At 72.6% G+C, this 22,608-nt stretch carries 20 protein-coding genes; 7 read left to right on the top strand and 13 right to left on the bottom strand.

The genetic code is table 11. From position 1 onward, the window contains the following. Positions 1 to 51 precede the first annotated feature (51 nt). Together OHB56_RS12510 and OHB56_RS12505 are read left to right on the top strand one after the other, a co-directional pair. A complete protein-coding gene (locus OHB56_RS12510; RefSeq protein ID WP_406353254.1) occupies positions 52 to 1,194 on the top strand; it encodes an ROK family transcriptional regulator in 1,143 nt (380 codons plus the stop codon). A gap of 365 nt (positions 1,195 to 1,559) precedes the next feature. Beyond that, on the top strand, positions 1,560 to 2,045 hold the full coding sequence (locus tag OHB56_RS12505; protein WP_326752331.1) for a carboxymuconolactone decarboxylase family protein: 486 nt from the start codon (positions 1,560 to 1,562) through the stop codon (positions 2,043 to 2,045). Positions 2,046 to 2,133: 88 nt separating this feature from the next. Here the strand turns inward: OHB56_RS12505 and OHB56_RS12500 are convergent, their stop codons facing one another. From OHB56_RS12500 to OHB56_RS12475, 6 genes are read right to left on the bottom strand one after another with little or no spacing between them, the layout of a single operon-like run. Beyond that, the gene (locus OHB56_RS12500) at positions 2,134 to 2,928 is read right to left on the bottom strand and encodes an aminotransferase class IV (RefSeq protein ID WP_406353252.1); all 795 of its coding nucleotides are present in this window, start codon (positions 2,926 to 2,928) and stop codon (positions 2,134 to 2,136) included. Between the two features lie 13 nt (positions 2,929 to 2,941). Continuing rightward, the gene (locus OHB56_RS12495; protein WP_406353250.1) at positions 2,942 to 4,153 is read right to left on the bottom strand and encodes an FAD-dependent monooxygenase; all 1,212 of its coding nucleotides are present in this window, start codon (positions 4,151 to 4,153) and stop codon (positions 2,942 to 2,944) included. After that, a complete protein-coding gene (locus OHB56_RS12490) occupies positions 4,150 to 5,718 on the bottom strand; it encodes a class I adenylate-forming enzyme family protein (RefSeq protein ID WP_406353248.1) in 1,569 nt (522 codons plus the stop codon). Before OHB56_RS12490 ends, OHB56_RS12495 begins: the two co-directional genes overlap by 4 nt. Positions 5,719 to 5,764: 46 nt before the next feature. Continuing rightward, the gene (locus OHB56_RS12485) at positions 5,765 to 7,288 is read right to left on the bottom strand and encodes a benzoate-CoA ligase family protein (RefSeq protein ID WP_406353246.1); all 1,524 of its coding nucleotides are present in this window, start codon (positions 7,286 to 7,288) and stop codon (positions 5,765 to 5,767) included. Beyond that, positions 7,285 to 9,591 (bottom strand): aminodeoxychorismate synthase component I, encoded by a 2,307-nt coding sequence (gene pabB, locus OHB56_RS12480; protein ID WP_406353244.1) that lies wholly within the window; start codon positions 9,589 to 9,591, stop codon positions 7,285 to 7,287. The genes OHB56_RS12485 and pabB overlap by 4 nt, the downstream gene beginning before the upstream one ends. A gap of 30 nt (positions 9,592 to 9,621) precedes the next feature. After that, the gene (locus OHB56_RS12475) at positions 9,622 to 10,206 is read right to left on the bottom strand and encodes a hypothetical protein (protein WP_406359027.1); all 585 of its coding nucleotides are present in this window, start codon (positions 10,204 to 10,206) and stop codon (positions 9,622 to 9,624) included. A 530-nt stretch (positions 10,207 to 10,736) separates the two neighbouring features. Here OHB56_RS12475 and OHB56_RS12470 point away from each other — a divergent pair. Beyond that, positions 10,737 to 11,057: an alcohol dehydrogenase catalytic domain-containing protein gene (locus OHB56_RS12470; protein WP_406353242.1), complete on the top strand. Its 321-nt coding sequence runs from the start codon at positions 10,737 to 10,739 to the stop codon at positions 11,055 to 11,057. 11 nt (positions 11,058 to 11,068) lie between these two features. Here OHB56_RS12470 and OHB56_RS12465 read toward each other — a convergent pair whose 3' ends face one another. After that, entirely contained in the window at positions 11,069 to 11,716 is a 648-nt protein-coding gene (locus OHB56_RS12465) for a biliverdin-producing heme oxygenase (protein WP_326752325.1), read from the bottom strand. A gap of 147 nt (positions 11,717 to 11,863) precedes the next feature. Further along, positions 11,864 to 12,721: a type I methionyl aminopeptidase gene (gene map, locus OHB56_RS12460; RefSeq protein ID WP_326752324.1), complete on the bottom strand. Its 858-nt coding sequence runs from the start codon at positions 12,719 to 12,721 to the stop codon at positions 11,864 to 11,866. A gap of 60 nt (positions 12,722 to 12,781) precedes the next feature. Between map and OHB56_RS12455 the strand changes: the two genes are divergently transcribed. Further along, a complete protein-coding gene (locus OHB56_RS12455; protein ID WP_406353240.1) occupies positions 12,782 to 13,024 on the top strand; it encodes a hypothetical protein in 243 nt (80 codons plus the stop codon). A gap of 30 nt (positions 13,025 to 13,054) precedes the next feature. Here OHB56_RS12455 and OHB56_RS12450 read toward each other — a convergent pair whose 3' ends face one another. After that, positions 13,055 to 13,657, bottom strand: coding sequence for a hypothetical protein (locus OHB56_RS12450; RefSeq protein WP_055591835.1), 603 nt, complete (start codon positions 13,655 to 13,657; stop codon positions 13,055 to 13,057). A gap of 148 nt (positions 13,658 to 13,805) precedes the next feature. On the opposite strand from OHB56_RS12450, the gene npdG reads away from it, so the two are divergent. Together npdG and OHB56_RS12440 are read left to right on the top strand one after the other, a co-directional pair. Continuing rightward, positions 13,806 to 14,540 carry an NADPH-dependent F420 reductase gene (gene npdG / locus OHB56_RS12445; RefSeq protein WP_055591834.1) on the top strand — a complete coding sequence of 245 codons (735 nt, stop codon included), beginning with the start codon at positions 13,806 to 13,808 and terminating at the stop codon, positions 14,538 to 14,540. A gap of 4 nt (positions 14,541 to 14,544) precedes the next feature. After that, complete coding sequence (locus OHB56_RS12440; protein ID WP_326752321.1) at positions 14,545 to 14,823, top strand: hypothetical protein; 279 nt, start codon at positions 14,545 to 14,547, stop codon at positions 14,821 to 14,823. Positions 14,824 to 14,890: 67 nt separating this feature from the next. Here OHB56_RS12440 and OHB56_RS12435 read toward each other — a convergent pair whose 3' ends face one another. Continuing rightward, positions 14,891 to 15,691: a site-2 protease family protein gene (locus OHB56_RS12435; protein ID WP_406353237.1), complete on the bottom strand. Its 801-nt coding sequence runs from the start codon at positions 15,689 to 15,691 to the stop codon at positions 14,891 to 14,893. A gap of 284 nt (positions 15,692 to 15,975) precedes the next feature. Here OHB56_RS12435 and OHB56_RS12430 point away from each other — a divergent pair, with 284 nt between their 5' ends. Further along, positions 15,976 to 19,413: an AfsR/SARP family transcriptional regulator gene (locus tag OHB56_RS12430; RefSeq protein WP_406353235.1), complete on the top strand. Its 3,438-nt coding sequence runs from the start codon at positions 15,976 to 15,978 to the stop codon at positions 19,411 to 19,413. A 38-nt stretch (positions 19,414 to 19,451) separates the two neighbouring features. Here the strand turns inward: OHB56_RS12430 and OHB56_RS12425 are convergent, their stop codons facing one another. From OHB56_RS12425 to panB, 3 genes are all read right to left on the bottom strand, one after another. After that, entirely contained in the window at positions 19,452 to 20,375 is a 924-nt protein-coding gene (locus OHB56_RS12425) for an ABC transporter permease (RefSeq protein WP_406353233.1), read from the bottom strand. After that, positions 20,372 to 21,397, bottom strand: a complete 1,026-nt coding sequence (locus tag OHB56_RS12420; RefSeq protein WP_406353231.1) for an ATP-binding cassette domain-containing protein — start codon at positions 21,395 to 21,397, stop codon at positions 20,372 to 20,374. Before OHB56_RS12420 ends, OHB56_RS12425 begins: the two co-directional genes overlap by 4 nt. Positions 21,398 to 21,704: 307 nt before the next feature. Beyond that, positions 21,705 to 22,580 carry a 3-methyl-2-oxobutanoate hydroxymethyltransferase gene (gene panB / locus OHB56_RS12415; RefSeq protein WP_326752316.1) on the bottom strand — a complete coding sequence of 292 codons (876 nt, stop codon included), beginning with the start codon at positions 22,578 to 22,580 and terminating at the stop codon, positions 21,705 to 21,707. Positions 22,581 to 22,608: the final 28 nt, after the last annotated feature.

The following is a 22,608-nucleotide window of genomic DNA, read 5'->3' as shown; positions in this document are numbered from 1 at the left end:
ACGTAGCCGCGCTCCCACATTTGGGCAAGAGTCCTGACTAAAATCTTCGGCATGTCACTGGCCAAGCCGTCACTCGAAATGCTGCGCGCGCTGACCGACGAGAACGTGCTGCGCGCGCTGATGGAGGAAGGGCGCCTGACCCGCGCGGAGATCGCCGCCCGGACCGGGATCTCCAAACCGACGGTCTCCGACAGCGTGCGGCGGCTGAGCGAGGCCGGCCTGCTCGCCGACACGGGCGAGCGCACCACCGGCCGCGGGCGGGTCGGTACCTACTACTCGCTGGCCGCGGACACCGGGGCGGCCCTGGTGGCGAGCATCAGCCCCGACGGCGTCGTCGCGGAGGCGGTCGACGCCTTCGGTGCCGTCACCGCCCGCGCCGAAGTCGGCCTGGGCCGCGCCCCTGGCCCGCAGGCGACCGCCCGGGCCCTGACCGAAGCGGTCGCGCGCGTCCGGCCCCGGGTGCACGGCCGACTGCGTACGGCCGTGGTCAGCGCGGCCGATCCGGTCGACCGCGCGACCGGCCGCCTGGTGCATCTGCCGGACGCCCCGTTCCTGGTCGGGGACCTGGATCCGGCCGAGGTGCTGGCCGGGCCGGTGGACGGGGCGGTGCTCGTCGACAACGACATCAACTGGGCCGCCCGCGCCGAGCGCGCCACCGGATGCGCCCTCGGCGTCGACGACTTCGTCTACGTCCATCTCGGCGAGGGGCTGGGATGCGCGGTGGTCACCGACGCGGAAGTCCGCCGTGGACACCACGGTCTGGCCGGCGAGATCGCTCACCTCTACACCGCGGGGCCCCGGGGCGGGGCGATGCCCTTCATCGAGGTCTTCGCCGAACTGGGCCTGCGCCGAGCCGCGTCCACCGCCATCGACGTCGACGCCCTGCTGGGGGCCGCCCTCGGCGACTCCGCGACGGCGCGGCGGACCCGCGGCGCGCTGGCCCGCGCGGTGGGCGGGGTGCTGGCGGCGGCGGTCGCCCTGGCGGACCCCCGGCTGATCGTCCTCGGAGGCCTCTGGGGTGCCGAGCCGGGCATCGCCGAGGCGATCCGCGCGCACTTCGCCGAACTGCCCCGCAGCGTGCCGGTCGCGGCGGCGCAGGTCGCCGAGCCCGCACTCGCCGGGGCCCGCGCCCGCGCCGTGGAGGTACTGCGCACCGCCATCATCACCACGCCACGCCCGGAACCATCCGCCTGACCCGAAGCATCCGGGCGTCCGGCGCCCACTCGCGACGCCGGGGGGCGGCCCCAGCCCCCGTCAGGTGCGGGCAAGTGGGGCCCGTTTGGCAGGGGGAGGTGGCCCCGTTACTCGGGGCCACCTCGCGTGGGAAGCTCAGATGCATGATCAGTCGCGGCAATGACACACTCACCGGCTGTTTCTGACGAAGCCGGTGACACGCCGGTCGCCCTGGCTGTCGACGGCGAGACGGTGCGCGGATCCCGCACCGACGGCGCAGCCGTCCACCTGCCCGCCGCCGCGCTGGAGACATTGTGTGCGGCGCCGGCCGAATAACCGGGCCGTTTTCTGTTTCCGGAGTTCATTCGGGCGTATAGAGTCGCCCCATGAGCAAAGGTGATTCCGTATCCCGAGTGGGCCTGAAAAAACTCACCCCCGACGTCTCCGCGGCCATGGGTTCCCTGCACGGAGCCGCCGTTTCCGCGGCCCAGGATGCCAAGGTCGAACCGGAAATCCTGGAACTGGTCCGGATCCGCGCCTCGCAGATCAACGGGTGCGCGTTCTGCCTCGACATGCATACCAAGGACGCCCGCGCCCAGGGCGAGACGGAACAGCGCGTCTACGCCCTCAACGCCTGGCGGGAGACCCCCTTCTTCACCGAACGCGAGCGTGCCGCACTGGCGTTGACCGAGGCGGTCACCCTGGTGCACGACGGTCACGTGCCCGACGCGGTCTACGCCGAGGCCGCCGAGGTCTTCGACGAGCAGCAGATCGCGGCACTCATCTGGGCGGCCACCGTCATCAACGCCTACAACCGGATCGCGATCGCGACACGGATGGCTCCGGGGACTTATCAGCCCGCTCAGAAGTAGCACTCCAGGAGCAGTGCTGAATTCGAGCAGCGGGAAATGGCGCCGGGTCGAATGCGATTCGACCCGGCGCCTTTTCGACGTCTGGTTCTCAGGCGCCCGGGAGTGGCTCCATGACCTCGTCCAGCCATTTCCGCCATTCCGGCGCGCGCACCGCCGGAGCCGCCCGCATCGGCCCCCCGGCCCAGCCCGTCACGGGCCGGATCCCGTGCAGCGCGTTGACCAGCCACACCTCACGGCCGTCCAGTTCGGCCACCGTCCGCTCGCGGAGGGTGACCCTGATGCCCGAGCGCAGGGCCCGCTCCTGGATGAGGCCCCCGGTCACTCCGGCCAGCACCGGCAGCTGCGGCGCGGGCAGGCACAGGGTGTCCTCCTCCCACCACAGCACGCTCGCGGTGGATGCCTCCAGCACCACCCCGGACGGTGTGGTCAGTACCGCTTCCTGGGCGCCCTCGACGGCCGCCCGCCGCCGGACCCGGGCCAGGGCGTCCAGGTCGGGGCCCTTGTACCGGGGGGCGGTCCGCCGGTCGGGCTGCCCGGCCGCCCAGAGGCACACCTCGGATTCGAGCGGCGGCGCGGACCGCAGCAGCAGCCGCAACTCCCCGGAGCCGGCCGCCAGTTCGACGCGGGGAAACCACTCGCCGGTGCGTGGCAGCGCGGCGGTCATGTCCTGCCAGAAGTCCAGCAGCTGTCGCAGCGGCGGTCCGCCGCACTCGCCGCAGGCCCGCAGGAACCGCTCCCGGTGCCGGTCGAGGGAACGCACCCGGCCGTCCCGCACCAGCCAGGAGTCCGCGACGAGCAACCGCCCGCCGACCGCCGGACCGGCCGTCAGCCCACGACGGGGCGTCCACGTCGACAACCGCTCGGCTCTCACCGGTTGTGTCACAGGCGTTCCTTCCTCAGTACTTGCGGCCCGCGACGGCGGGCGCCCCGTGCCGGGGGCCGTACGGCGCGTGCTCCAGCCACGACCCGCACCACGGCAGTACGGGCGAGAGGGCCGCGGCCACCCGCTGCTTGGTTCGGACGATCCGGCGTCGTGGCCGCAGATGATCGAGCGCGGTCCCGGCGGCGGCGCTGTTGAACAGGCCCGCCGCCCGCCGGACCTCGGCGAACCCGGCGACAGCCGCCGCCGACCCCGAGGCGAGGGCCGCCGCGACGGCTTCCGCCGCTGCCGCCGCGTCGGCGATCCCGCTGTTCATGCCCCGCGCGCCGAACGGTGGGAAGAGATGTGCCGCCTCGCCGACGAGCAGCACCCGCCCGTGCGGATCGGTGAAGGAGGCCGCGACCTTCCGCAGGAAGCGGTACGTCGACACCCACAGGATCCGCTCGGCGTACCCGTCCCCGACGACCGCGGGCAGCCACTCCCGTACGGCCTCCCGAGTGCCGTACGCCTCCCGCGCGTCGTCGTCCCGGCACTGCAGGTCGACCTGGAAGCCACCGGTGAACGGCACCCGCATCACGCTGCGCCCGCCGAGCCCCGGATGCTCGTAGTGGAAGACCCGCTCCAGCGGCAGCTCGGCGCCCGGTACGTCGGCCACGTCCACGACGACGTGGAAGCCCTCCCCGTGCGTGCCCTCCATCCGGATGTCCAGCGCGGCCCGGACCGCCGAGCGGGCCCCGTCCGCGGCGATGACGTGCCGGGCGCTCCAGGCCCGCCCGTCCTCGGTGGTCAGCACGGCCTCCGCGGGGGTGGTCCGTACGTGCGCCACCTCCGCGTCCCAGACGAACTCCACCCCGGCCGCCTCGCAGGCGGCGAGCAGGAAGCGTTCGGTGTCCACCTGTCGCAGGCTGGTGAAGGGTGGCAGGCCGGAGGGCGGCGGAAAGGTGCGGGAGTACACTTCACGGCCCCGGTACAGGGTCCGCCGGGTGTGCCAGGTGCGCCCGTACGCGGTGATCTCGGCGGCCAGCCCCGGGTGCATCCCGTCGAGCAGCCGCAGGGTCTCCCGGTGCACGAACAGGGCGCGACTGCCGGGACGCCGACGGCCCTCCGGGTCGGCCTCCAGGAGGACGACCGGCAGATCGTGGGCCCGTAGGGCGAGCGCCGCGGACAGGCCCACGGGACCGGCGCCCACCACGACGACCGGATGCTCTTTGGCGACGTCCGGGCTCACGCGCGGACGCCCGCTGCCAGCATGCGGGCGATCTCCACCCGCTTCACCTTCCACGTGGCCGTCATCGGCAGCTCCTCGAACCGCCACTGCCGCGGCTCGGCCATCACCGGCAGGTCGGCGGTGGCCTCCCGCCAGCGCTCCGGGTCCAGGGGCTGTTCGTCCCTGACGCACACCACCGGCACCGGTTCGCGGTTCGCGCCCTGCACGATGACGACCTCGCGCAGTTCCTCCAGCCGGGACATCAGCGTGTCCTCGACCTCCAGGTTGCTGCGCAGGGAGTCGATCCGGTCGACCTCGCGGTCGATCAGGTGCAGCGCGCCCGAGCGGCTCCGGTACCCCATGTCGCCCATCTGCCACCACTCGCCGTCCAGTTGGCGCTCGTACTGCTCCCGGGCGCCGAGGTAGGTGAGGATGCGGCCCCTGGTCCGGGCCTCGATCCGGCCCGGCGTGCCGGCCGGGACCCGCCTGCCGTCGGGGCCGGTGACGCGGACGCGGGTGAAGCCGGGTATCCCGATCCCGACCCGGCGTCCGTCCGCCCGGGCGGCGCTGCGCCGGGTGAACCACTGGAACGCGACCGGCCCCGTCTCGCTCTGCCCGTACAGCTGGATCAGCCAGGGCGTACGACGCCTGGAGGCGCCCAGCAGCCGCCGGACGGTGCGCGGATGGATGGCGTCGAACGTGGAGCCGTACGACAGGACCCGGGACAGCGGCGCGCCGGGCGCGTCCGCCAGCTCCTCCCACAGCACGAACGTGTTGGGGTGGGTCTCCACGATGCCGGGCCGGTGCCGGGCCAGCAACGGTCCCACCGCGGCCGGTTCCGGGTCGGTGATCAGCACGAGCGGACTGCCGAAGTGCAGCAGGACGCCGAGCAGATGGTAGAAGCGCGAGTGCACGAAGGACATGTGCAGCGCCGCCGTCTCACCGCGTGTGGGCCAGCCCATCGCCTTCTGCGGCACGAGCCGGTTCCACATGGTGCTCGCGCAGTGCACGGCGAGCTTGGGCACGCCGGTGGTGCCGGAACTGTGGGTGATCAGCGCGGGTTCGCGGGGGTGCAGCCGCACGGGCGCGGGAGGTTCGGCGCCGGCGTACTTCTCCAGCGGATCGGCTCCCGGGGCGTCGTCCACGGACAGTGTCCGCCACACCAGCGCGGAGAGGTCGACCTCCTTCAGCGGGCCGTCCAGCTTCGCCCTGTCGGTGATCAGCCAGGGCCGCCGGAGCCGTTCGAGCAGCCGGCCGACGACCGTACCGGCCAGACCCGGCGAGAGCAGTACGGGCACGGCGCCGATGCGGGAGACGGCGCAGGCCAGCAGCACGATGTCGACGTTGTCCGTCTTGTGTACGACCACCTGCTCCGAGGGCCGTACCCCGGCCTCCCACAGCCGGCCGGACAGCTCTTCGACGACGTCGGCCAGCACCGGGTAGCTGAGGTCGACCCCCAGCTCGGGGCGGACGTCCAGCGGGCGGTCCAGGGTGACGAAGACGGCTCCGTGCCGGTCGGCGGCCCGCCGGAACACCGGGCCCAGGTAGAACCCGCGGTCGGAGAGCGAGGGCTCCTGCTGTCGCATGGGGCCGGTCCTTTCTGTCGGGAGGTCTGTCGGGTCGGTCACCGGATCACCACGCGCCCTGGCGGACCAGATGGCGGCGGAGCTTGCCGGTGGGGGTGCGGGGGAGCGACGGGACGAAGCTGACGCTTCTGGGGACCTTGAAGGCGGCCAGGCGCTCCCGGGCCAGCCGGATCAGGTCCTCCGCCAGACCGGGCCCCGGCGACGTGACGGGTACGACGAATGCGCACAGCCGGCTGACGCCACGCCCGTCGGTGACGGCCACGACCGCGACCTCCCGCGCCCCCGGATGGGTCCGCAGCACGGCCTCCACCTCCAGCGGGGAGACGGTGATGCCGCCGACCATCTCCATGTCGTCGGTGCGGCCCAGGTGCCGGTAGGCGCCGTCCGGCTCGCGGCGCGCCCGGTCGTGGGTGGCCAGCCAGCCGCCGACCAGGGTGCGGACCGTCTCCTCGGGCCGGTTCAGATAACCGGGCGTCACCGTCGGCCCGCGCACCCACAGCTCCCCCTCCGCGCCGTCCGGCACCGGACGCCCGGCCCGGTCGCGCAGCTCCACCTCGAAGCCGGGGACGGGACGGCCGACGGTGCCCGGGTGGTTGTGGTCGAGGCCGTTGGCACAGAAGGCGTGCCCGGCCTCGGTGGAGCCGATCTGCTCCAGGACCGGCGCGCCGAGCAGACCGGTGACCTGCTGCCCGAGCCCCTCGGGCAGGCCCTCGCCGGCCGACACCGCGGCGCGCACCGAGGCGAAGCAGGCCTGGTGCCCGCTGCCCCGGTCGGCCACCAGCGCGGCGTACGCGGACGGCACGGAGTAGAGCAGGGTCACCCGGTGCCGGGCGACCAGTCCGTCGACGGCGGCCGGGGTCGGGCGCCCGTCCACCAGGACGGCGGACGAGCCGGAGAAGAGCGGGAAGACGAAGGCGTTGCCGAAGCCGTACGCGAAGTACAGCTTGGACACCGACAGGGTGACGTCGTCCTCGGTGATCCGCAGCAGCCGCCGGCCGATCAGCTCGTGGTACGTCTTCGGGTCGCCGTGACCGTGGACGACCCCCTTGGGGCGGCCCGTGGTGCCGGAGGTGTACTGGATGTACAGCGGGGTGTGCGCGTCGGTCGGGTGGGCGTCGGCCGGCTCGGCGGTCGGGGTGAGCGCGACCAGCTGGTCGGCGCCGAGCCGGGCCCGGTCGGTGAACCGGTCCTCCAGGCCCGGCCCGGTCACGCACAGCACGGCTTCGGTGTCCTCGGCCATGAAGGCGTGCTCGGCCGCCGGGAGTTCGGGGTTGACCAGGACGGCCACGGCACCGAGGCGGGCGATGGCGAGGAAGGCCGTCACCCAGGTGATGCCGTCGGGCAGCGCCAGCAGAACCCGGTCGCCGGAACGCACGCCCCGCTCCGCGAGCACACCGGCCGCGCGGGCCGCGAGGGAGTGCACCTCGCCGTGGGTCCAGACGCGATGCCCCTGGTGGAAGGCGACCCGTGCGCCCCAGCCCCGCCGCTCGGCGAGTCCGGCGAGCTGAGCCGCGAGGTTCCCGGGGGCACCGGCGTCGGGCGGAGCCGTGGCGGTCTGCGGTGTCGTCATCGGACGGCCTCCTCCACGACGACCGGCCCGGCGGCCTCCCGCACACCCGCCGGTAGGGCGGCGGGTTCGTGGCGGCCGCCGGTCCGTGCCGTTGCCGGAGCGGGCTCCTGGCGGCCCTTCGTCCGCCCCGGGGCGGGCCCGGCCCGCCGAGGCGCCCCGGCAGGTACCGCGGTCGCCGGGGTGTCCCCCGCCGCCTGCTCCCGCAGGGCCCGCATCTGGGCCGCGGTCTTCAGCAGCATCTCGTCGTACTCCGCGACCGGGTCGGAGTCGAGGACGATCGCCCCGCCGGCGCCCAGGTGCAGCAGACCGTCGGCGAGTACGGCCGTACGGATGACGACGCTCAGGTCCGCGCCGCCGCTGCACCCCAGGTAACCGAGGGCGCCGGAGTAGACACCGCGGGCCTCGGTCTCCAGGGAGTCGATGATCTCCAGGGTCCGGAGCTTCGGCGCGCCGGTCATCGACCCGGCGGGGAAGCAGGCCCGGACGCAGTCCACCGCGTCCGTGTCCGCGCGCAGTCGCCCCTCGATGGTGGAGACGAGCTGGTGGACGGTGGTGTACGTCTCGGTCGCCATGAGCCGCGAGACCCGTACCGTCCCGGTTCGGCAGACCTGACCCAGGTCGTTGCGGAGCAGGTCGACGATCATCAGGTTCTCGGCACGGGTCTTGGCGTCCGCCGCCAGCGCGTCCCTGAGCCGGGCGTCCTCCTCCGGGGTGTCGCCGCGGGGCGCGGTGCCCTTGATGGGTCTGGCCTCGGCGATCCCCTCCCGTGTGATCCGCAGGTAGCGCTCGGGGGAGGAGCCGGCCACGTCGAGGTCCCCGAACCTCAGGAAGGCCGCGTACGGGGCCGGGTCGACGCGGCGCAGCACCCGGTGGAAGTCGTACGCGTCGGCCGGAGCGGGTAAACGGGCGGCGTTGGTCAGGCAGACCTCGTAACTGGTGCCCGCCCGCAGTTCCCGCCGGCAGGCCTCGATGTCCGCGAGGTAGGTCTCCCGGTCGCGGACCAGCCACGGCTCGGCGGCACCGAGGTCCGGTTCGGCCGGCGTCCGCGGCGAGGGCCGCTCCATGTCCTGGGACACGAAGGTCAGTCGGGCGACCGCGCTCTCGAGCCATTCCGCCGCCTCCCGCGCGGTCTGCGGAGTGTCCTCCGCCAGGCAGACCGCGTAGGTGAAGCCCTCCTCGTGGTCCACCGCGATCAGCCGGTCGGCGAACAGCCAGCAGGCGTCCGGAGTTTCGGCCCGGTGCCGGTTCGGCGACCCGCAGTCGGCCTTCGTCTCGTAGCCGAAGTAGCCGACATAGCCGCCGGTGAAGTCGAAGGGCAGCCCGGTGGCGTCCACCCGGCGGTTCGACAACTGCCGCTTGAGGTAGTCGAAGACGCTCGCCGTGACCTTGCGCGGCGGCCGCCCGGCCCGTTCGATCTCGCAGCGGCCGGCGGTGACGTCGTACCGCACGAACTCCGCGAGCGGGCCGCTGTCGTCGCCGAAGAACGAGAAGCGGGCGAGCCCCGGCTCGACCCGGGAGCTGTCCAGCCAGAACGCCCGCTCGGAGGCGCCGTACATCAGGGTGAAGGCGGCCTCCGTGTCGACCGCGGTGGCGATGCGGCGGGTGTGCAGGCGGTAACCGGGGCGGCCGGGGCGCCGGGGCCGGGGGATGACCGCGGCCGACGGTTCGGCCGGGAGGCGCGGGATCGGGGCGACCGCGGTGTTCTTCGTACGCGTCTTGCGGGCCCGCTCGGCCGTGAGGTTGCGGAAGTTCACGAGCATGCGGTGGCCGTAGTCGGTGAGCACGGACTCCGGGTGGAACTGCACGCCCCACAGCGGCCGGCTGCGGTGTCGCAGCCCCATCAGTACGCCGTCCTCGGCCCAGGCGGTGCCCTCCAGGGTCTCGGGCAGCGGCTCGTGCACGGACAGCGAGTGGTAGCGGACCGCGGTGAAGTTCTGCGGCAGCCCCTGGAACAGGTCTTGTCCGTCGTGCCGGACCGCGGACAGGTACCCGTGCCGGGGCTCCGGCGCGGACAGCACCCGGCCGTGTTCCCCGAGCGCGATGCCCTGGTGCCCCAGACACACGCCGAGCACCGGCACCGGGGACCCCGCGAGCACCCGGGCGCTGATGCCGAAGTCCCGCGTCCGGCCCGGGTGTCCCGGGCCCGGCGAGATCACCGCGTTGTCGAATTCCGCGAGATCCGGAATCGCGTCGGCGGGGGTGTCGTTGCGGATCACCACCGGTTCCTCGCCGTTGACCTCGGCGATCAGCTGGAACAGGTTGTACGTGTACGAGTCGTAATTGTCGATGAGCAGGGTCTTCACCCGCCCACCTCCCTCTGGTCGTTCACGGGCCTACGCGGTCCGTCGCTTGTGCCGTCCGCGAAGTGTCCGGAGCGGCGGGTAGAGCCATTTCTTGAAGAAACGCTGGAGACGTGGCATGAGAATCCAGGTGACGAGTGCCGTCACGCACAGGCAAAGGAACAGTGCGCGAAGGAACGGATTCACGCTGCCGAGATAGGGGAGCACGATGATATTGAACAGGAGCACCGGTGGGAACACCGCGCTCATATTCACGAACCACAGTTTCCATTTCGACGGCGGGGGCGGGGCCGACGCGGCGGGTTTGGCGGCCTGGGAGTTGAACCACTCCTTCGCACCCCGCACGGTGTGGCGGGCCGTCTGCCGCGCGAAACCCTCCGTCCGGGTCTCCCACTGCTTCCGGGCGAGCGAGTCCTCCCAGGCCAGGGCGGACCCTTCACTGTCGAAGCGGTAGACCACATGCCATTCAGCCTCTCGGTCGACGAGGACACCACCCCCCATGAAGCCCGGCTGCGCCGCACTCGCGGCCAGCATGGCCCACCCCCAGGAGTGGAAGTCGGACTCGTGGCCCGGCACCACGTGATAGGCCACGGTGACGGTGACGGGACTAATGCTCACGGGGTCGAATACGGAAAGGGAGAGCGGCACGTTCAAAACTTCAACTAAGTTTTTCCGGCTGCCTGGAACGTCGGCGTTTGTGGTACTTTCCAATTCTTTGATGTCTTCTGTCGGTTCGTGTCGCGCGTAAATCTCTCGGAACTCGGGGAAGCGCTTGCCGGAGTGACGGGAAAGTTGCACGATCGCTTTCCGGGGCGGGCCGATCCCCGGAAAGAAGTGACTGCCCATGCGATTTACCAGCGAATGGACAGCAGGGCACGCGTGGCCATGTTCATGGCGTGGTGAGCCGGTGGCTCGTCAACGGCATCGCGCTGGTCGCACTCACTCACGCACGCCGGAACACACTCGTATGCGGCGGCGATGTTGGTCCAGCCTGCTTGACGCATGAGTCCGATGGCGAGATTGCGCAGGATGGCCACGGACGCGCTGCGGCCGAAGTGTGGCCGCCTGTACGGCTTCGAGGAAGCGACCGTGCCCAACGCCGAGATGGTGGCGTGGGCGATGTGCGAGTACCGGTGAGGGCGGCTGCCATGACCGATTCAGCGACTGCCCGGGAGATCAGCGTCGCCGTGGTGCGGGAGAAGGGTTCGTTCGAGCTCGCGTCCGCCCTGCTGGACGCTCCGCGCGACGACGAGGTGCTGGTGCGGATCGTGGCCACCGGCCTGTGCCACACCGACCTGGTGGTGCGCGACCAGGTGTATCCGGTGCCGCCTCCCGTCGTCCTCGGCCACGAGGGTCGGCTGACCCGAGCGCGGAAGGTGGCCGACAGCGGCGAACGCGGCACGTTCGTCACCCCGGTCAAGGTCGGGAAGTGCCTTGACCCCACGGGCCGGTACGCGCGTGGGGCATAGACACGTCCTTGTCACGCCGACAGGGGGAACTCCTCGCCCAGGGCGCGGAAGACGTCGGTGTTCAGGGCGAAGGCGCGCTTGCACTCGATGATGACGCGCTGCTTCTCCAGGTCGTCCGCCTGGATGCCGTCGAGCAGTTCGCGGTACTCGCGCTTGAAGGCGGCCGGGTTCGATATCCCCTCGAAGACGTAGAAGCGGACGCCGTCGCCCTTCTTCGGGAAGCCCCAGGTGCGCTCCGCCTTGTCGCGGATGATCTGGCCGCCGGAGAGGTCGCCGAGGTAGCGGGTGTAGTGGTGGGCGATGTAGCCCGCCGGCCATGCGCTCGCGCAGTGCGCGACCCGGTCCGCGTACGCCTGCGTGGCGGGCAGTGCCGTCAGCGTCGCGCGCCATTCGGGGCCCCGAAGGTGGGCCAGGTCCTGCTCCAGGGAGGGCAGGCGCAGCAGCTCCGGGCGGACGAAGGGGCCGGCCACCGGGTCCGACGCCAGCCGTGCCGCACTGGACTCCAGCGCTTCGTACACGAACCACAGCTGCTCGGTGTAGCGCGCGTACGCGTCCATGCCCAACCGGCCGCCGAGCAGGTCGCTCATGAACGTCGAGGTCTCCGCCTCCACGTGCTGCTCGTGGGAGGCGGTGCGGATGAGAGTCGAGAAGGAGTCCATGAGTCCAGATCTTCTATGGTTAGGCTTGCCTAAGTCAATAGCTTACCGACGCCTTGTCGGTAACTCCTACCCCGTTGCGGAACGACGAAAGCCCGCCCTCCGAGGAGGGCGGGCTTCGAGGTCAGGAGCCTGGGCCCACGGTTCCGGTTACGGCAGGGTCAGGATGTCCGCGCCGGTGTCCGTCACCACCAGGGTGTGCTCGAACTGGGCCGTCCGCTTGCGGTCCTTCGTCACGACCGTCCAGCCGTCGTCCCACATGTCGTACTCGTGCGTGCCCAGGGTCAGCATCGGCTCGATCGTGAACGTCATGCCGGGCTGGATGACCGTCGTCGCGTGCGGGCTGTCGTAGTGCGGGACGATCAGCCCGGAGTGGAACGAGGTGTTGATGCCGTGGCCGGTGAAGTCCCGGACCACGCCGTAGCCGAAGCGCTTGGCGTACGACTCGATGACCCGGCCGATGATGTTGATCTGCCGGCCCGGCCTGACGGCCTTGATCGCCCGGTTCAGTGACTCCCGGGTCCGCTCCACCAGCAGCCGGCTCTCCTCGTCCACGTCGCCCACCAGGTACGTGGCATTGTTGTCGCCGTGCACCCCGCCGATGTACGCCGTCACGTCCAGGTTGACGATGTCGCCGTCGCGCAGCACCGTCGAGTCCGGGATGCCGTGACAGATCACCTCGTTGACCGAGGCGCACAGCGACTTGGGGAAACCGCGGTAACCGAGCGTCGACGGGTACGCGCCGTGGTCGCACATGTACGCGTGCGCCACCCGGTCCAGCTCGTCGGTGGTCACGCCGGGCGCGATGAGCGCAGCGGCCTCCGCCATCGCGCGCGCCGCGATCCGCCCGGCGGTCCGCATCGCCTCCACGGTCTCGGGGGTCTGCACCTCCGGCCCGGTGTACGGCGTGGGAGCGGGCTTCCCCACGTACTCGGGACGGCGGATGTTTCCGGGTACGGAACGGGTGGGAGACAGCTCCCCTGGGATGAGCAGCGACTGGCCAGACATGGCGGCGAGTCTAATTCAGTGCATACGGGGGACCATCTTCCGTGGCGAAAGGAGCCGGTCATGCCCCTGTTCAAGAAGCGGACGGTCGGAAAGCCGGGCGAGTGGTACTACTGCCTGGAACACCAGAAGGTCGAGGAGGGGCCGGACTGTCCCAACAAGGACCGCTTCGGTCCCTACACGAGTCGCGCCGAGGCCGAGCACGCCATGGCGACGGCACGTGAGCGCAATCTCCAGTGGGAGAACGACCCCAGATGGCACGACGCCGCCACGGACGACGGCGACAGCGGCCGCGGCGGGGGCTGAGTTCCCGGGCGCCAGGCGTCCCCGCTCCGGCTACCAGCGGGCCGGGGGCGGGGCCGTCAGGAGGTCGGCCAGGCGGGACATGCGGTCCCGGAAGCGGCGGTGGCCCCGCGGGGGCGGCAGGGCGTTCTCGCCGGCCGCCGCGCTGACCAGATGCTGCACGGTGTCCAGGTCCAGCTCGGCGCCCGCCGGGACGGCCAGCGTCTCGTGGGCCAGTGCCGGCAGCTCGCCGTCGCCGGGGCCGAGAGCCAGCAGGGTCGCGCCGGCCCGGCGGGCGTCGGACACTCGCTCCAGCAGCGGGGCCGTGGGCTCCCCGGGCGCCACCACCAGCAGCGTCTCGCCCCGCCGCGCCGCCTCCAGCCGACCGAGCCCCACGGCCAGATGCGCGGGATCCGAGGGGCGCGCGTCGTGCCGTACGAGCGTCGGGGCCAGCTCCGGCGTGCCCGACCAGGCCGCCTCGTCCACCAGATGCGCCGCCAGATGCCACGGCTCGTACTCCTGCGTGCCCACGAGCAGCAGCCCGCCCCCGTGCGACACCACCGATCCCCGCAGGGCCCCCGCGAACCGCCGGGTGGCCCCCAGCCACTCGGTCCCGGCGAGCACGTCCCGCAGTAGCGCGACCCGTACGGCATCCATGAGGCCGCACCCTGCCCCAACCGGGGCCCGGCGGCCTGGGATTCGCCCCTGCTTCACCCGACCAGGGGGCGTGGGGAGGCGCAGTGACAGCGCTCACGTGGGGCCGGGTGAGCCGGAAAGGGTCCCGCCGCGCCCGTAGAGTCGGGCCATGACCTCCAGTACCCCCAGCGACAGCGCACAGCAGCCCGAGAAAGCCCCCGCGAAGGCGCCCGCCAAGGACCCCTGGGACCTGCCCGACGTCTCCGGGCTCGTCGTCGGTGTGCTCGGCGGAACCGGGCCGCAGGGCAAGGGCCTTGCCCACCGGCTCGCCCAGGCCGGCCAGAAGGTGATCATCGGCTCGCGCGCCGCCGAACGCGCGCAGGCCGCCGCCGAGGAACTCGGCCACGGAGTCGAGGGCGCCGACAACGCCGAGACCGCCCGCCGCAGCGACATCGTGATCGTCGCCGTGCCCTGGGACGGCCACGGCAAGACGCTCGAGAGCCTGCGCGAGGAGCTGGCCGGCAAGCTCGTCGTCGACTGCGTCAACCCGCTCGGCTTCGACAAGCAGGGCGCCTACGCGCTCAAGCCCGAAGAGGGCAGCGCCGCCCAGCAGGCCGCCGCCCTCCTCCCGGACTCCCGGGTCACCGCCGCCTTCCACCACCTGTCCGCGGTCCTACTCCAGGACCCGGAGATCGACACGATCGACACCGACGTGATGGTGCTCGGCGAGGTCCGCGCCGACGTGGAGATCGTGCAGGCCCTCGCCGGACGCATTCCCGGCATGCGCGGCGTCTTCGCCGGGCGGCTGCGCAACGCCCACCAGGTGGAGGCCCTGGTCGCCAACCTGATCTCCGTCAACCGCCGCTACAAGGCACACGCCGGGCTCCGCGTGACGGACGTATGACCTCATGGGGGACACTGGACGGCGAAGCAGTGTCCCCCGACAGGAGCCCAGCGTCATGCCCCGACTCGCTCTCTACGCCCTCACCGTCTGCCTTCTCGCCGTCGCCGCGGCCGTCGTGTCCTTCGTCCAGGGCAGCTGGCTGGGCGTCGTCTGGATCCTGCTCGCGGGGCTGTCGTCCAACATGACCTGGTACTACGTCCGGCGGGGGAAGATGGAGCGGGAGGCCGCCGCGGCGGCGCAGAGCGCGGAGGCGGCGCAGGGCGACCGGCCCGTCCAGGGCTGACCGGCCGCGGGTCGACCGGTCGAGGGCCGACCGGTCACGCGCCGCGGCCGCTCGTCGGCCGGCTCCCTCACGCGGCGACCGAGCAGAACTCGTTCTCCCCCTGCCAGAAGCGGAACAGTTCCAGGCCGCAGTACGTCTCCACCTCGTGGATGCCCAGGGCCGACAGGATCGAGTCGATCACGTCGAAGAACACGCCGTTCACCGCCGGCACCCACAGCAGCGCGAACACGAACAGCAGGCCGAACGGCGCGAACGGCTCCACCTGGCGCCGCAGGCTCCGCGACAGCCAGGGCTCGAGCACGCCGTAGCCGTCCAGGCCCGGCACCGGAAGGAAGTTCAGGATCGCGGCCGTCACCTGGAGCAGCGCCAGGAACGCCAGCGCGAACCGGAAGTCGGCCGACACGCCGTCCAGCGCGCCCAGCCAGAACGGCGCCGTGCACACGAGCGCGAACAGGACGTTCGTCAGCGGGCCCGCCGCCGAGATCAGGCTGTGCCGCCAGCGTCCCCGGATCCGGTGCCGTTCGATGAACACCGCCCCGCCCGGCAGACCGATCCCGCCCATGATCACGAACAGCACGGGGAGCACGATGCTGAGCAGGGCGTGGGTGTACTTCGCGGGGTTCAGCGTGAGGTAGCCCTTCGCGCCGATCGAGATGTCGCCGCTGTGCAGCGCGGTGCGGGCGTGCGCGTACTCGTGCAGGCACAGCGAGACGATCCAGGCGGCCGTCACGAACAGGAACACAGCGACGCCCGGCTGGTTCGCGAACCCGGTCCAGGTGGCCCATCCCGTGACCGCCGTGACGGCCAGGATGCCCAGGAACACCGGGCTGATCCTCCGGTCGCTGGGGCGGATGGCGGCGGTGGTCATGAGGCTCCCTGGGCTGGCTGTCGGGCCACGGCCCGTCGGTACGAGGCCGCCGGACGGACGGCGGGACGCCGCGCGTGGACTGCCCGACCGTACCGGGCGCACCCGGAAAACGTCTCGCGTCGGCCACCGGTTCCGGAGAGGGTGGGGGACGGGAACCCGAAGGGACCTCGGAGGAACCTGGAAGTACCTGAAGGGGACTGCGAAAAAGGGGAGGGCGTGCGGGACGGGCCGCCGACCCGCCCACCCGTCCCCACCCCGTGACCGCCCCCGGCCCACCGGAGACAATGGACCCCGTGCGCTATCGCATCCTCGGTACCACCCAGGCACTCCGCCCCGACGGCACCGTCGTCCCGGTCGGCGGGGCACGGTTGCGCGCGCTGCTGACCGTGCTCGCGCTGCGGGCCGGCCGTGCGGTGCCGGTACGTCTGCTCGTCGACGAGGTGTGGGACGGCGAACCGCCGGCCGACGCGACGGGGGCGTTGCAGGCGCTGGTGGGGCGGCTGCGCCGGGCGCTCGGCGCGGACGCGGTGGCCTCCGACGACGGTGGTTACCGCCTCACCGCCACGGCCGACGACATCGACCTGCACCGGTTCGAGCGGCTGGCCGGCGAGGGCCTGCGCGCGCTGGCCGACGGGGATCCGGCCAAGGCGGGCCTCGTCCTGGACGACGCCCTCGCCCTGTGGCGGGGCCCCGCCCTCGCCGATCTGCCCCACCGCACCGCCGAGGCGGCCCGGGCCGACGCCCGGCGCCTGGACGCCCTGCGCGCCCGGCACGGTGCCGCCCTCGCCCTCGGCGAGGCCGAGCAGTCGCTGCCCGAGCTGACCGCCCTGTGCGACGGCCACCCGCTCGACGAACCCCTCCAGGTGCTGCGCCTGCGCGCCCTGCGGGACGCCGGCCGCGCCGCCGAGGCGCTGGCCGCCTACGAGGACGTACGCCGGCTGCTCGCCGACCGTCTCGGCTCCGACCCTGGCGCCGAACTGCGCTCCCTGCACGCCGAGTTGCTGAGACCCGACGCGGTGGCGGCGCCCGCATCGGTGCCCCGGCCCGAGGACGCGGGAGCGTCCGGAACACGGCAGTCCACCGGTGTCTCCCAACCCGACGGCACCCCGCACCCGCACCCGCTCCCGCCCGGCGGCCTGCGGGCCCGGCTCACCTCCTTCGTCGGCCGGGAGGCCGACCTCGAGGCCGTCCGGGGCGATCTCGCCTCGGCCCGCCTGGTCACCCTGCTCGGGCCCGGCGGGGCCGGGAAGACCCGGCTGTCGCAGGAGGCCGCCGAAACCCTCCTGCGGGCGGCCGCCGCGCACCACGGCGACGGTGAAGGGGCGGGCCGGGACGGACTCCCGGCCCGCGCGCAGGACGGACTCCTGGACCGGGTACGGGACGGCGTCCGGGTCGCCGAACTCGCCCCGGTCGACGACCCCGCCGGTGTCCCCGAGGCGGTGGTCACCGCCGTCGGCGCCCGCGAGACCGTGCTGTACGGCGCCGGTGCCGAAGGCATGCGGGCCGCCACCGAACGCGGCGACGACCCCGTGGACCGCCTCGCCGAACACTGCGGCCGGCGGCGCATGCTGCTCGTCCTGGACAACTGCGAGCACGTCGTGGACGCCGCCGCCCGACTGGTCGAGACGCTCCTCGAACGCTGCCCCGGCCTCACGGTGCTCGCCACCAGCCGTGAACCCCTCGGTGTCCCGGGGGAGGTGCTGCGTCCGGTGGAACCGCTGCCGGAACCGGTCGCGCTGCGGCTGCTCGCCGACCGCGGGGCCGCCGCCCGCCCCGGCTTCCGCGTCGACGACGACCCGGAGGCGTGCGCGGAGATCTGCCACCGGCTCGACGGGCTGCCCCTCGCCATCGAACTCGCCGCCGCCCGGCTGCGGATGCTGACCCCGCGCCAGATCGCCGACCGGCTCGACGACCGCTTCCGGCTGCTCACCTCCGGCAGCCGCACCGTCCGGCCCCGCCAGCAGACCCTGCGGGCCGTCGTCGACTGGTCCTGGGACCTGCTCGACGACGGCGAACGGGACGTCCTGCGGCGGCTTTCCGTCTTCGCGGGCGGCTGCGACCTGGCCGCCGCCGAGGCCGTGTGCGGGCCCGCCGTCCTGGACGCGCTCGGCTCACTGGTGGACAAATCCCTCGTGGTGGCGGCCCCTCCGGGCGAGGGCGCGGTCGGCGACGAGATGCGCTACCGGCTGCTGGAGACGGTCGCCGAGTACGCGTCCGAACGGCTCGACGAGGCCGGACAGCGGGCCGGTGCCGAACGCGCCCACCTCACCTATTACCGCGAACTCGCCCGCACCACCGACCCGTTGCTGCGCGGACCGGACCAACTGGCAGCCATCGGAAGACTGGAGCGCGAGTACGAGAACCTGCGCACCGCGCTGCGCCACGCCGTCGCCGCCCGCGACGAGCAGGAGGCACTGTGCCTGGCGCTGTCGCTGACCTGGTACTGGCAGATGCGCGACCAGCGGATCGAGGCCCGGAACTGGTGCCGTGAGGTGATGGCGCTGGGCCCGGACCCCTTCACCGAACCGGTGCGCCCCGTCCCCTCCCTGTGGCAGCGCTGCACCGACGCCCCGCCGCCGATGACCGACGAGGTGCTCGCCGAGGCCCGGCGCGGGGTGCACCTGTCCCACATGGCGTGCATGGACACGGAGCTGGACGACTGGATGACACCGCAGGCGCAGCACAGGCTGCGGATCATCGCCGCGACCTACGAGCCCGGCCAGCCGCAGACCTGCCGCCCGCCCGGCACGTTCTGGGCGTTCGCCCTGATGCTGATCGGTGAGATGAACACCCTGCGCGCGGTCGTCGACGACGCCGTCAGCACCTGCCGGCGGACCCCCGGGTTCGACTGGGAACTGGCCTCCAATCTGCAGATAAGGGCCAACTTCCTCGCCAACCGCAGCGACTGGGCGGGCGACGCGCTGCGCGACGCGGACGAGGCCCTGGAGATCTACCGGCGTCTCGGTGACGCCTGGGGCACCGCCGAGGCCCTCTCCGCGCGCGCCGAGGCACGCGAACGCCGTGGCGAGTGCCTGCTCGCCGCCGCCGACTACGAGGTGGCGATCGGGTACGCCGACCGTCTCGGCGCCCACGCCCAGGCGGCGGTGCTCGCCGCCCGGCTGGGCGGCGTGCTGCTGGAGGCGGGCGAGGAGGAGCGCGGTGAACGGCTGCTGCGCGACGTCATCGACCGGCGCGGCGGCGGGCACGAGCCGGCGTTGCCCGCGGCCCGGCTCTTCCTGACCGGCTGGCTCGGCCTGACCGGTCGCACCGCCGAGGCCCGGGACCAACTGCGCGCGCTGCGCGAGGAGTTCCGTATCGCGCACTACGTCGTCTTCGACGCGTTCATCCTCGGCGCAGAGGGCTGGCTCGACGTCGTCGACGGCGAGGAGGAACGGGCGCTGGTCACGATCCGCGCGGCGCTCGAGCAGTCGAACAACCCGCTGACCCTGGCGATCGCCGCCCATATGCGCGCCGGGCACCTGCACATGGCCGCCACGGCCCTGGCCGCCGTGGACCACGGACGGCGCGCCCGCGACGCGGCCCGCTGCCTCGGCGCCGCCGACGCCTCGCTGCCGCCCGGTCATGTCGCCGGGCGCCTGGAGCGCGAGGTGCGCGACCTGGCCGAGCGGCGGGCCCGGGACGCCCTCGGCGACACGGCGTACGAGACCGCGTACGCGGAGGGCGGCCTCCTCTCCCCGGAGGAGGCCGCCACCCTGCTCTGACCCGTCACGCGGGGATGCGGGGACGCGGGGACGCGGGATCAGCTCTTCGTACGGAACCTGTGGATGGCGACCGGAGCCATCACCGCCGTGATCCCCACCGACCAGGCCACCGTCAGCCACAGGTCGTCCGCGACCGGGCCGCCCACCATCAGGCCGCGCGCGGCGTCGGCCAGCGAGGACAGCGGGTTGACGGAGGTGAAGGTCTGCAGCCAGCCCGGCATCGACTGGGTCGGCGCGAAGATCGACGAACCGAACTGCAGCGGCATCAGCACCAGGAAGCCCATCGCCTGCACCGACTGCGCGTTCTTCATCGCCACGCCCAGCGTGATGAAGATCCACATGAGGGCCGAGCCGAACAGCACGGCCAGCCCCACGGCGGCGAACAGCCCCGGCCAGTTGGTGATGTCGAAGCCGACCAGGACACCGACGACCAGGAGGATCGCGGTGGCGATCAGCATGCGCAGCACCTCGACCGCGATCTTGGCGAACAGCACCGAGCCGCGGCCGATGGGCAGTGACCGGAAACGGTCCATGACACCCGTGTTGAAGTCCTGGTTGAAGCCGGTCCCCACCCCCATGGCCATGTTCATGCCCATCATGGCCATCAGGCCGGGCACGATGTACTGCACGTACGCCTCCTGCCCGCCGCCCAGCGACTGCCCGATCGAGCCGCCGAAGACGTACACGAACAGCAGGGTGAACACGATCGGGAACAGCACGGCGTCGAACATCGACTCCGGGTCCTGCCGGATCCACAGCAGATTGCGGCGGACCAGGGCGCTGGTGTGGCGCAGATGGGAACGCAGCGGAATGCGGCCGTCCGCGGCGCTCGCGCGGGAGGTCCCGCCCTGCCCGCCCGCCCTGCCCGTCCCGGCCGGAGCGGGGTCGGTCGTCGCGGTCGTCGCAGTCTTCGCGGCTGTCGTAGCCGTCGGCGTGGTCTTCTCGGACGTCGCGGAGCTCATGCGGCGGCCTCCTCACGGGTCTCGGCGGGCTCGGTGTCCTGCGGGGCACTGGCGCGGTGGCCGGTGAGCGACAGGAAGACCTCGTCCAGGCTGGGCAGTTCGGTGGTGATGGAGGCGAGGGTCAGCCCCCGCGCGGTGACGGCGCCGACCACCGCGGTCAGCTGCTCGTCGCTGAGGATCGGGACCAGGACGGCCCCCCGCTCGGAGTCCACGGTGGTGGCGGCGAGCCCGGTGATGCCCAGTTCGTCGAGTGCGGCGGCGAGCGGGCGCAGCTGGAGCGGATCGGCCGGGCGGATCCGCAGGGTGCGGCCGCCGACCTTGGCCTTCAGCTCCTCGATGCCGCCGTTCGCGATGACCTTGCCGCGGTCCACGACGGTCAGCTCGGAGGCGAGCTGCTCGGCCTCCTCCATGTACTGGGTGGTCAGCAGCACGGTCACCCCGTCCCCGACCAGCCGCTTGACCTCGACCCACACCTCGTTGCGGGTGCGCGGGTCCAGTCCCGTGGTCGGCTCGTCGAGGAACAGCACCGCGGGCCGGCCGATCATCGAGGCGGCCAGGTCCAGCCGGCGCCGCATACCGCCGGAGTACGTGGCCGCCGGACGCCGGGCCGCCTCGGTGAGCGAGAACCGCTCCAGCAGCTCGTCGGCGCGGCCGCGGGCCTCCTTGCGGGACAGGTCGAGCAGCCTGCCTATCAGGTACAGGTTCTCCCAGCCGGCGAGCTTCTCGTCCACGGAGGCGTACTGCCCGGTCAGCCCGATCACCCTGCGCAGCTGCCGGGGCTGGCGGAGCACGTCGTACCCGGCGACGCTGGCCTCGCCCGCGGTCGGGGCGAGCAGGGTGGAGAGAATGCGCACGAGGGTGGTCTTGCCGGCGCCGTTCGGCCCGAGAACCCCCATCACGGTGCCTTCGCGCACCTCCAGGTCGACACCGTCCAGTGCCCTGGTCCCGCCGTAGTGCTTGACCAGCCCCCGCACGGTGACGGCGCTGCCCGCGCCACCGGAGTCGTTGTCGTTTCGCGTCATGCCCCGACTCTCGCACCCCCCACCGACAAACCCCCGACAGCCTCCCGACAGCCCTCTGTCGGGAGGCTGTCGGGGCTTTGCCGGAGGAGCACTGTGCCGGTGCGGCCGGCAGCCGAGCCCTCGCCCCCCCCACGACGACCACCGCAACCACCGATTGAGCAACCCGGACGGCGAGTCACCACTTCCGCGAGAGCGGCGCCGATTTAGGCGCAAAGGGGGGACGGGCCCGCCGATGGGGGAAGTCGGCGGGCCCGTCATGTGCGGTGTTGGCTCAGCGGCAGCGCCAGCGCGCTGCTCCGGTGGTTGCTCAGTGGACGGAGTGCTCCTCCTGCGGGAACGTTCCGCCCACGACGTCCTCGGCGAACGCCTTCGCCGCGCCGCCCATGACCTCACGCAGGTTCGCGTACTGCTTCACGAACTTCGGTACCCGGCCGCCGGTCAGCCCGAGCATGTCGGTCCACACCAGCACCTGCGCGTCCGTCTGCGGCCCCGCCCCGATGCCGACGGTGGGGATGTGGAGCGTCCGGGTCACCTCGGCGGCCAGCTCGGCCGGCACCAGCTCCAGGACGACGGCGAAGGCGCCCGCGTCCTGCACGGCCTTGGCGTCCCGCAGCAGCTGCTGCGCGGCCTCCTCGCCGCGCCCCTGGACGCGGTAGCCCATGGCGTTCACGGACTGCGGGGTGAGACCGATGTGCGCCATCACCGGGATGCCGGACTCGACCAGCAGCTCGATCTGCCGGTGCGAGCGCTCGCCGCCCTCCAGCTTGACGGCGCCGACCCCGGCCTCCTTGACCAGCCGGGTCGCCGAGCGCAGCGCCTGCACCGGCCCCTCCTGGTACGAGCCGAAGGGCAGGTCGGCGACGATCAGGGCGCGGCTCGTGCCGCGGACCACGGCCGCGGACAGCACGCTCATCTCGTCGAGGGTGACGGGGACGGTCGTCTCGTACCCGAGGTGGCAGTTGCCCGCGGAGTCGCCGACGAGCATGACCGGGATGCCGGCCTCGTCGAAGACGGACGCGGTCATCGCGTCGTAGGCGGTGAGCATGGGCCACTTCTCGCCGCGTTCCTTGGCGAGGGCGATGTCGCGGACGGTGACACGGCGGGTGCTCTTGCCTCCGTACAACGCCTTGTTGCTGTCGGAGGGGACGGGCCTGCCCGTCGGGGCAGCCGAAAGCTGCGTCATGGCAACGGCTCCAATACGTCATCTCGAG

The sequence above is a fragment of the Streptomyces sp. NBC_01635 genome (assembly GCF_045209715.1).
Lineage (GTDB): Bacteria > Actinomycetota > Actinomycetes > Streptomycetales > Streptomycetaceae > Streptomyces > Streptomyces hirsutus.
The sequence above is the reverse complement of the archived record's forward strand: the minus strand, read 5'-3'. Positions and strand labels throughout refer to the sequence as shown.

Excerpts from the sequence above, each read along its gene's own strand:
- OHB56_RS12510 (WP_406353254.1), top strand. The coding sequence starts at position 52 with ATGTCACTGGCCAAGCCGTCACTCGAAATGCTGCGCGCGCTGACCGAC.
- OHB56_RS12505 (WP_326752331.1), top strand. The coding sequence starts at position 1,560 with ATGAGCAAAGGTGATTCCGTATCCCGAGTGGGCCTGAAAAAACTCACC.
- OHB56_RS12490 (WP_406353248.1), bottom strand. The coding sequence starts at position 5,718 with ATGCGACAGCAGGAGCCCTCGCTCTCCGACCGCGGGTTCTACCTGGGC.
- OHB56_RS12485 (WP_406353246.1), bottom strand. The coding sequence starts at position 7,288 with ATGACGACACCGCAGACCGCCACGGCTCCGCCCGACGCCGGTGCCCCC.
- OHB56_RS12470 (WP_406353242.1), top strand. The coding sequence starts at position 10,737 with ATGACCGATTCAGCGACTGCCCGGGAGATCAGCGTCGCCGTGGTGCGG.
- OHB56_RS12465 (WP_326752325.1), bottom strand. The coding sequence starts at position 11,716 with ATGGACTCCTTCTCGACTCTCATCCGCACCGCCTCCCACGAGCAGCAC.
- map (WP_326752324.1), bottom strand. The coding sequence starts at position 12,721 with ATGTCTGGCCAGTCGCTGCTCATCCCAGGGGAGCTGTCTCCCACCCGT.
- OHB56_RS12455 (WP_406353240.1), top strand. The coding sequence starts at position 12,782 with ATGCCCCTGTTCAAGAAGCGGACGGTCGGAAAGCCGGGCGAGTGGTAC.
- OHB56_RS12450 (WP_055591835.1), bottom strand. The coding sequence starts at position 13,657 with ATGGATGCCGTACGGGTCGCGCTACTGCGGGACGTGCTCGCCGGGACC.
- npdG (WP_055591834.1), top strand. The coding sequence starts at position 13,806 with ATGACCTCCAGTACCCCCAGCGACAGCGCACAGCAGCCCGAGAAAGCC.
- OHB56_RS12440 (WP_326752321.1), top strand. The coding sequence starts at position 14,545 with ATGGGGGACACTGGACGGCGAAGCAGTGTCCCCCGACAGGAGCCCAGC.
- OHB56_RS12435 (WP_406353237.1), bottom strand. The coding sequence starts at position 15,691 with ATGACCACCGCCGCCATCCGCCCCAGCGACCGGAGGATCAGCCCGGTG.
- OHB56_RS12430 (WP_406353235.1), top strand. The coding sequence starts at position 15,976 with ATGGACCCCGTGCGCTATCGCATCCTCGGTACCACCCAGGCACTCCGC.
- OHB56_RS12425 (WP_406353233.1), bottom strand. The coding sequence starts at position 20,375 with ATGAGCTCCGCGACGTCCGAGAAGACCACGCCGACGGCTACGACAGCC.
- OHB56_RS12420 (WP_406353231.1), bottom strand. The coding sequence starts at position 21,397 with ATGACGCGAAACGACAACGACTCCGGTGGCGCGGGCAGCGCCGTCACC.
- panB (WP_326752316.1), bottom strand. The coding sequence starts at position 22,580 with ATGACGCAGCTTTCGGCTGCCCCGACGGGCAGGCCCGTCCCCTCCGAC.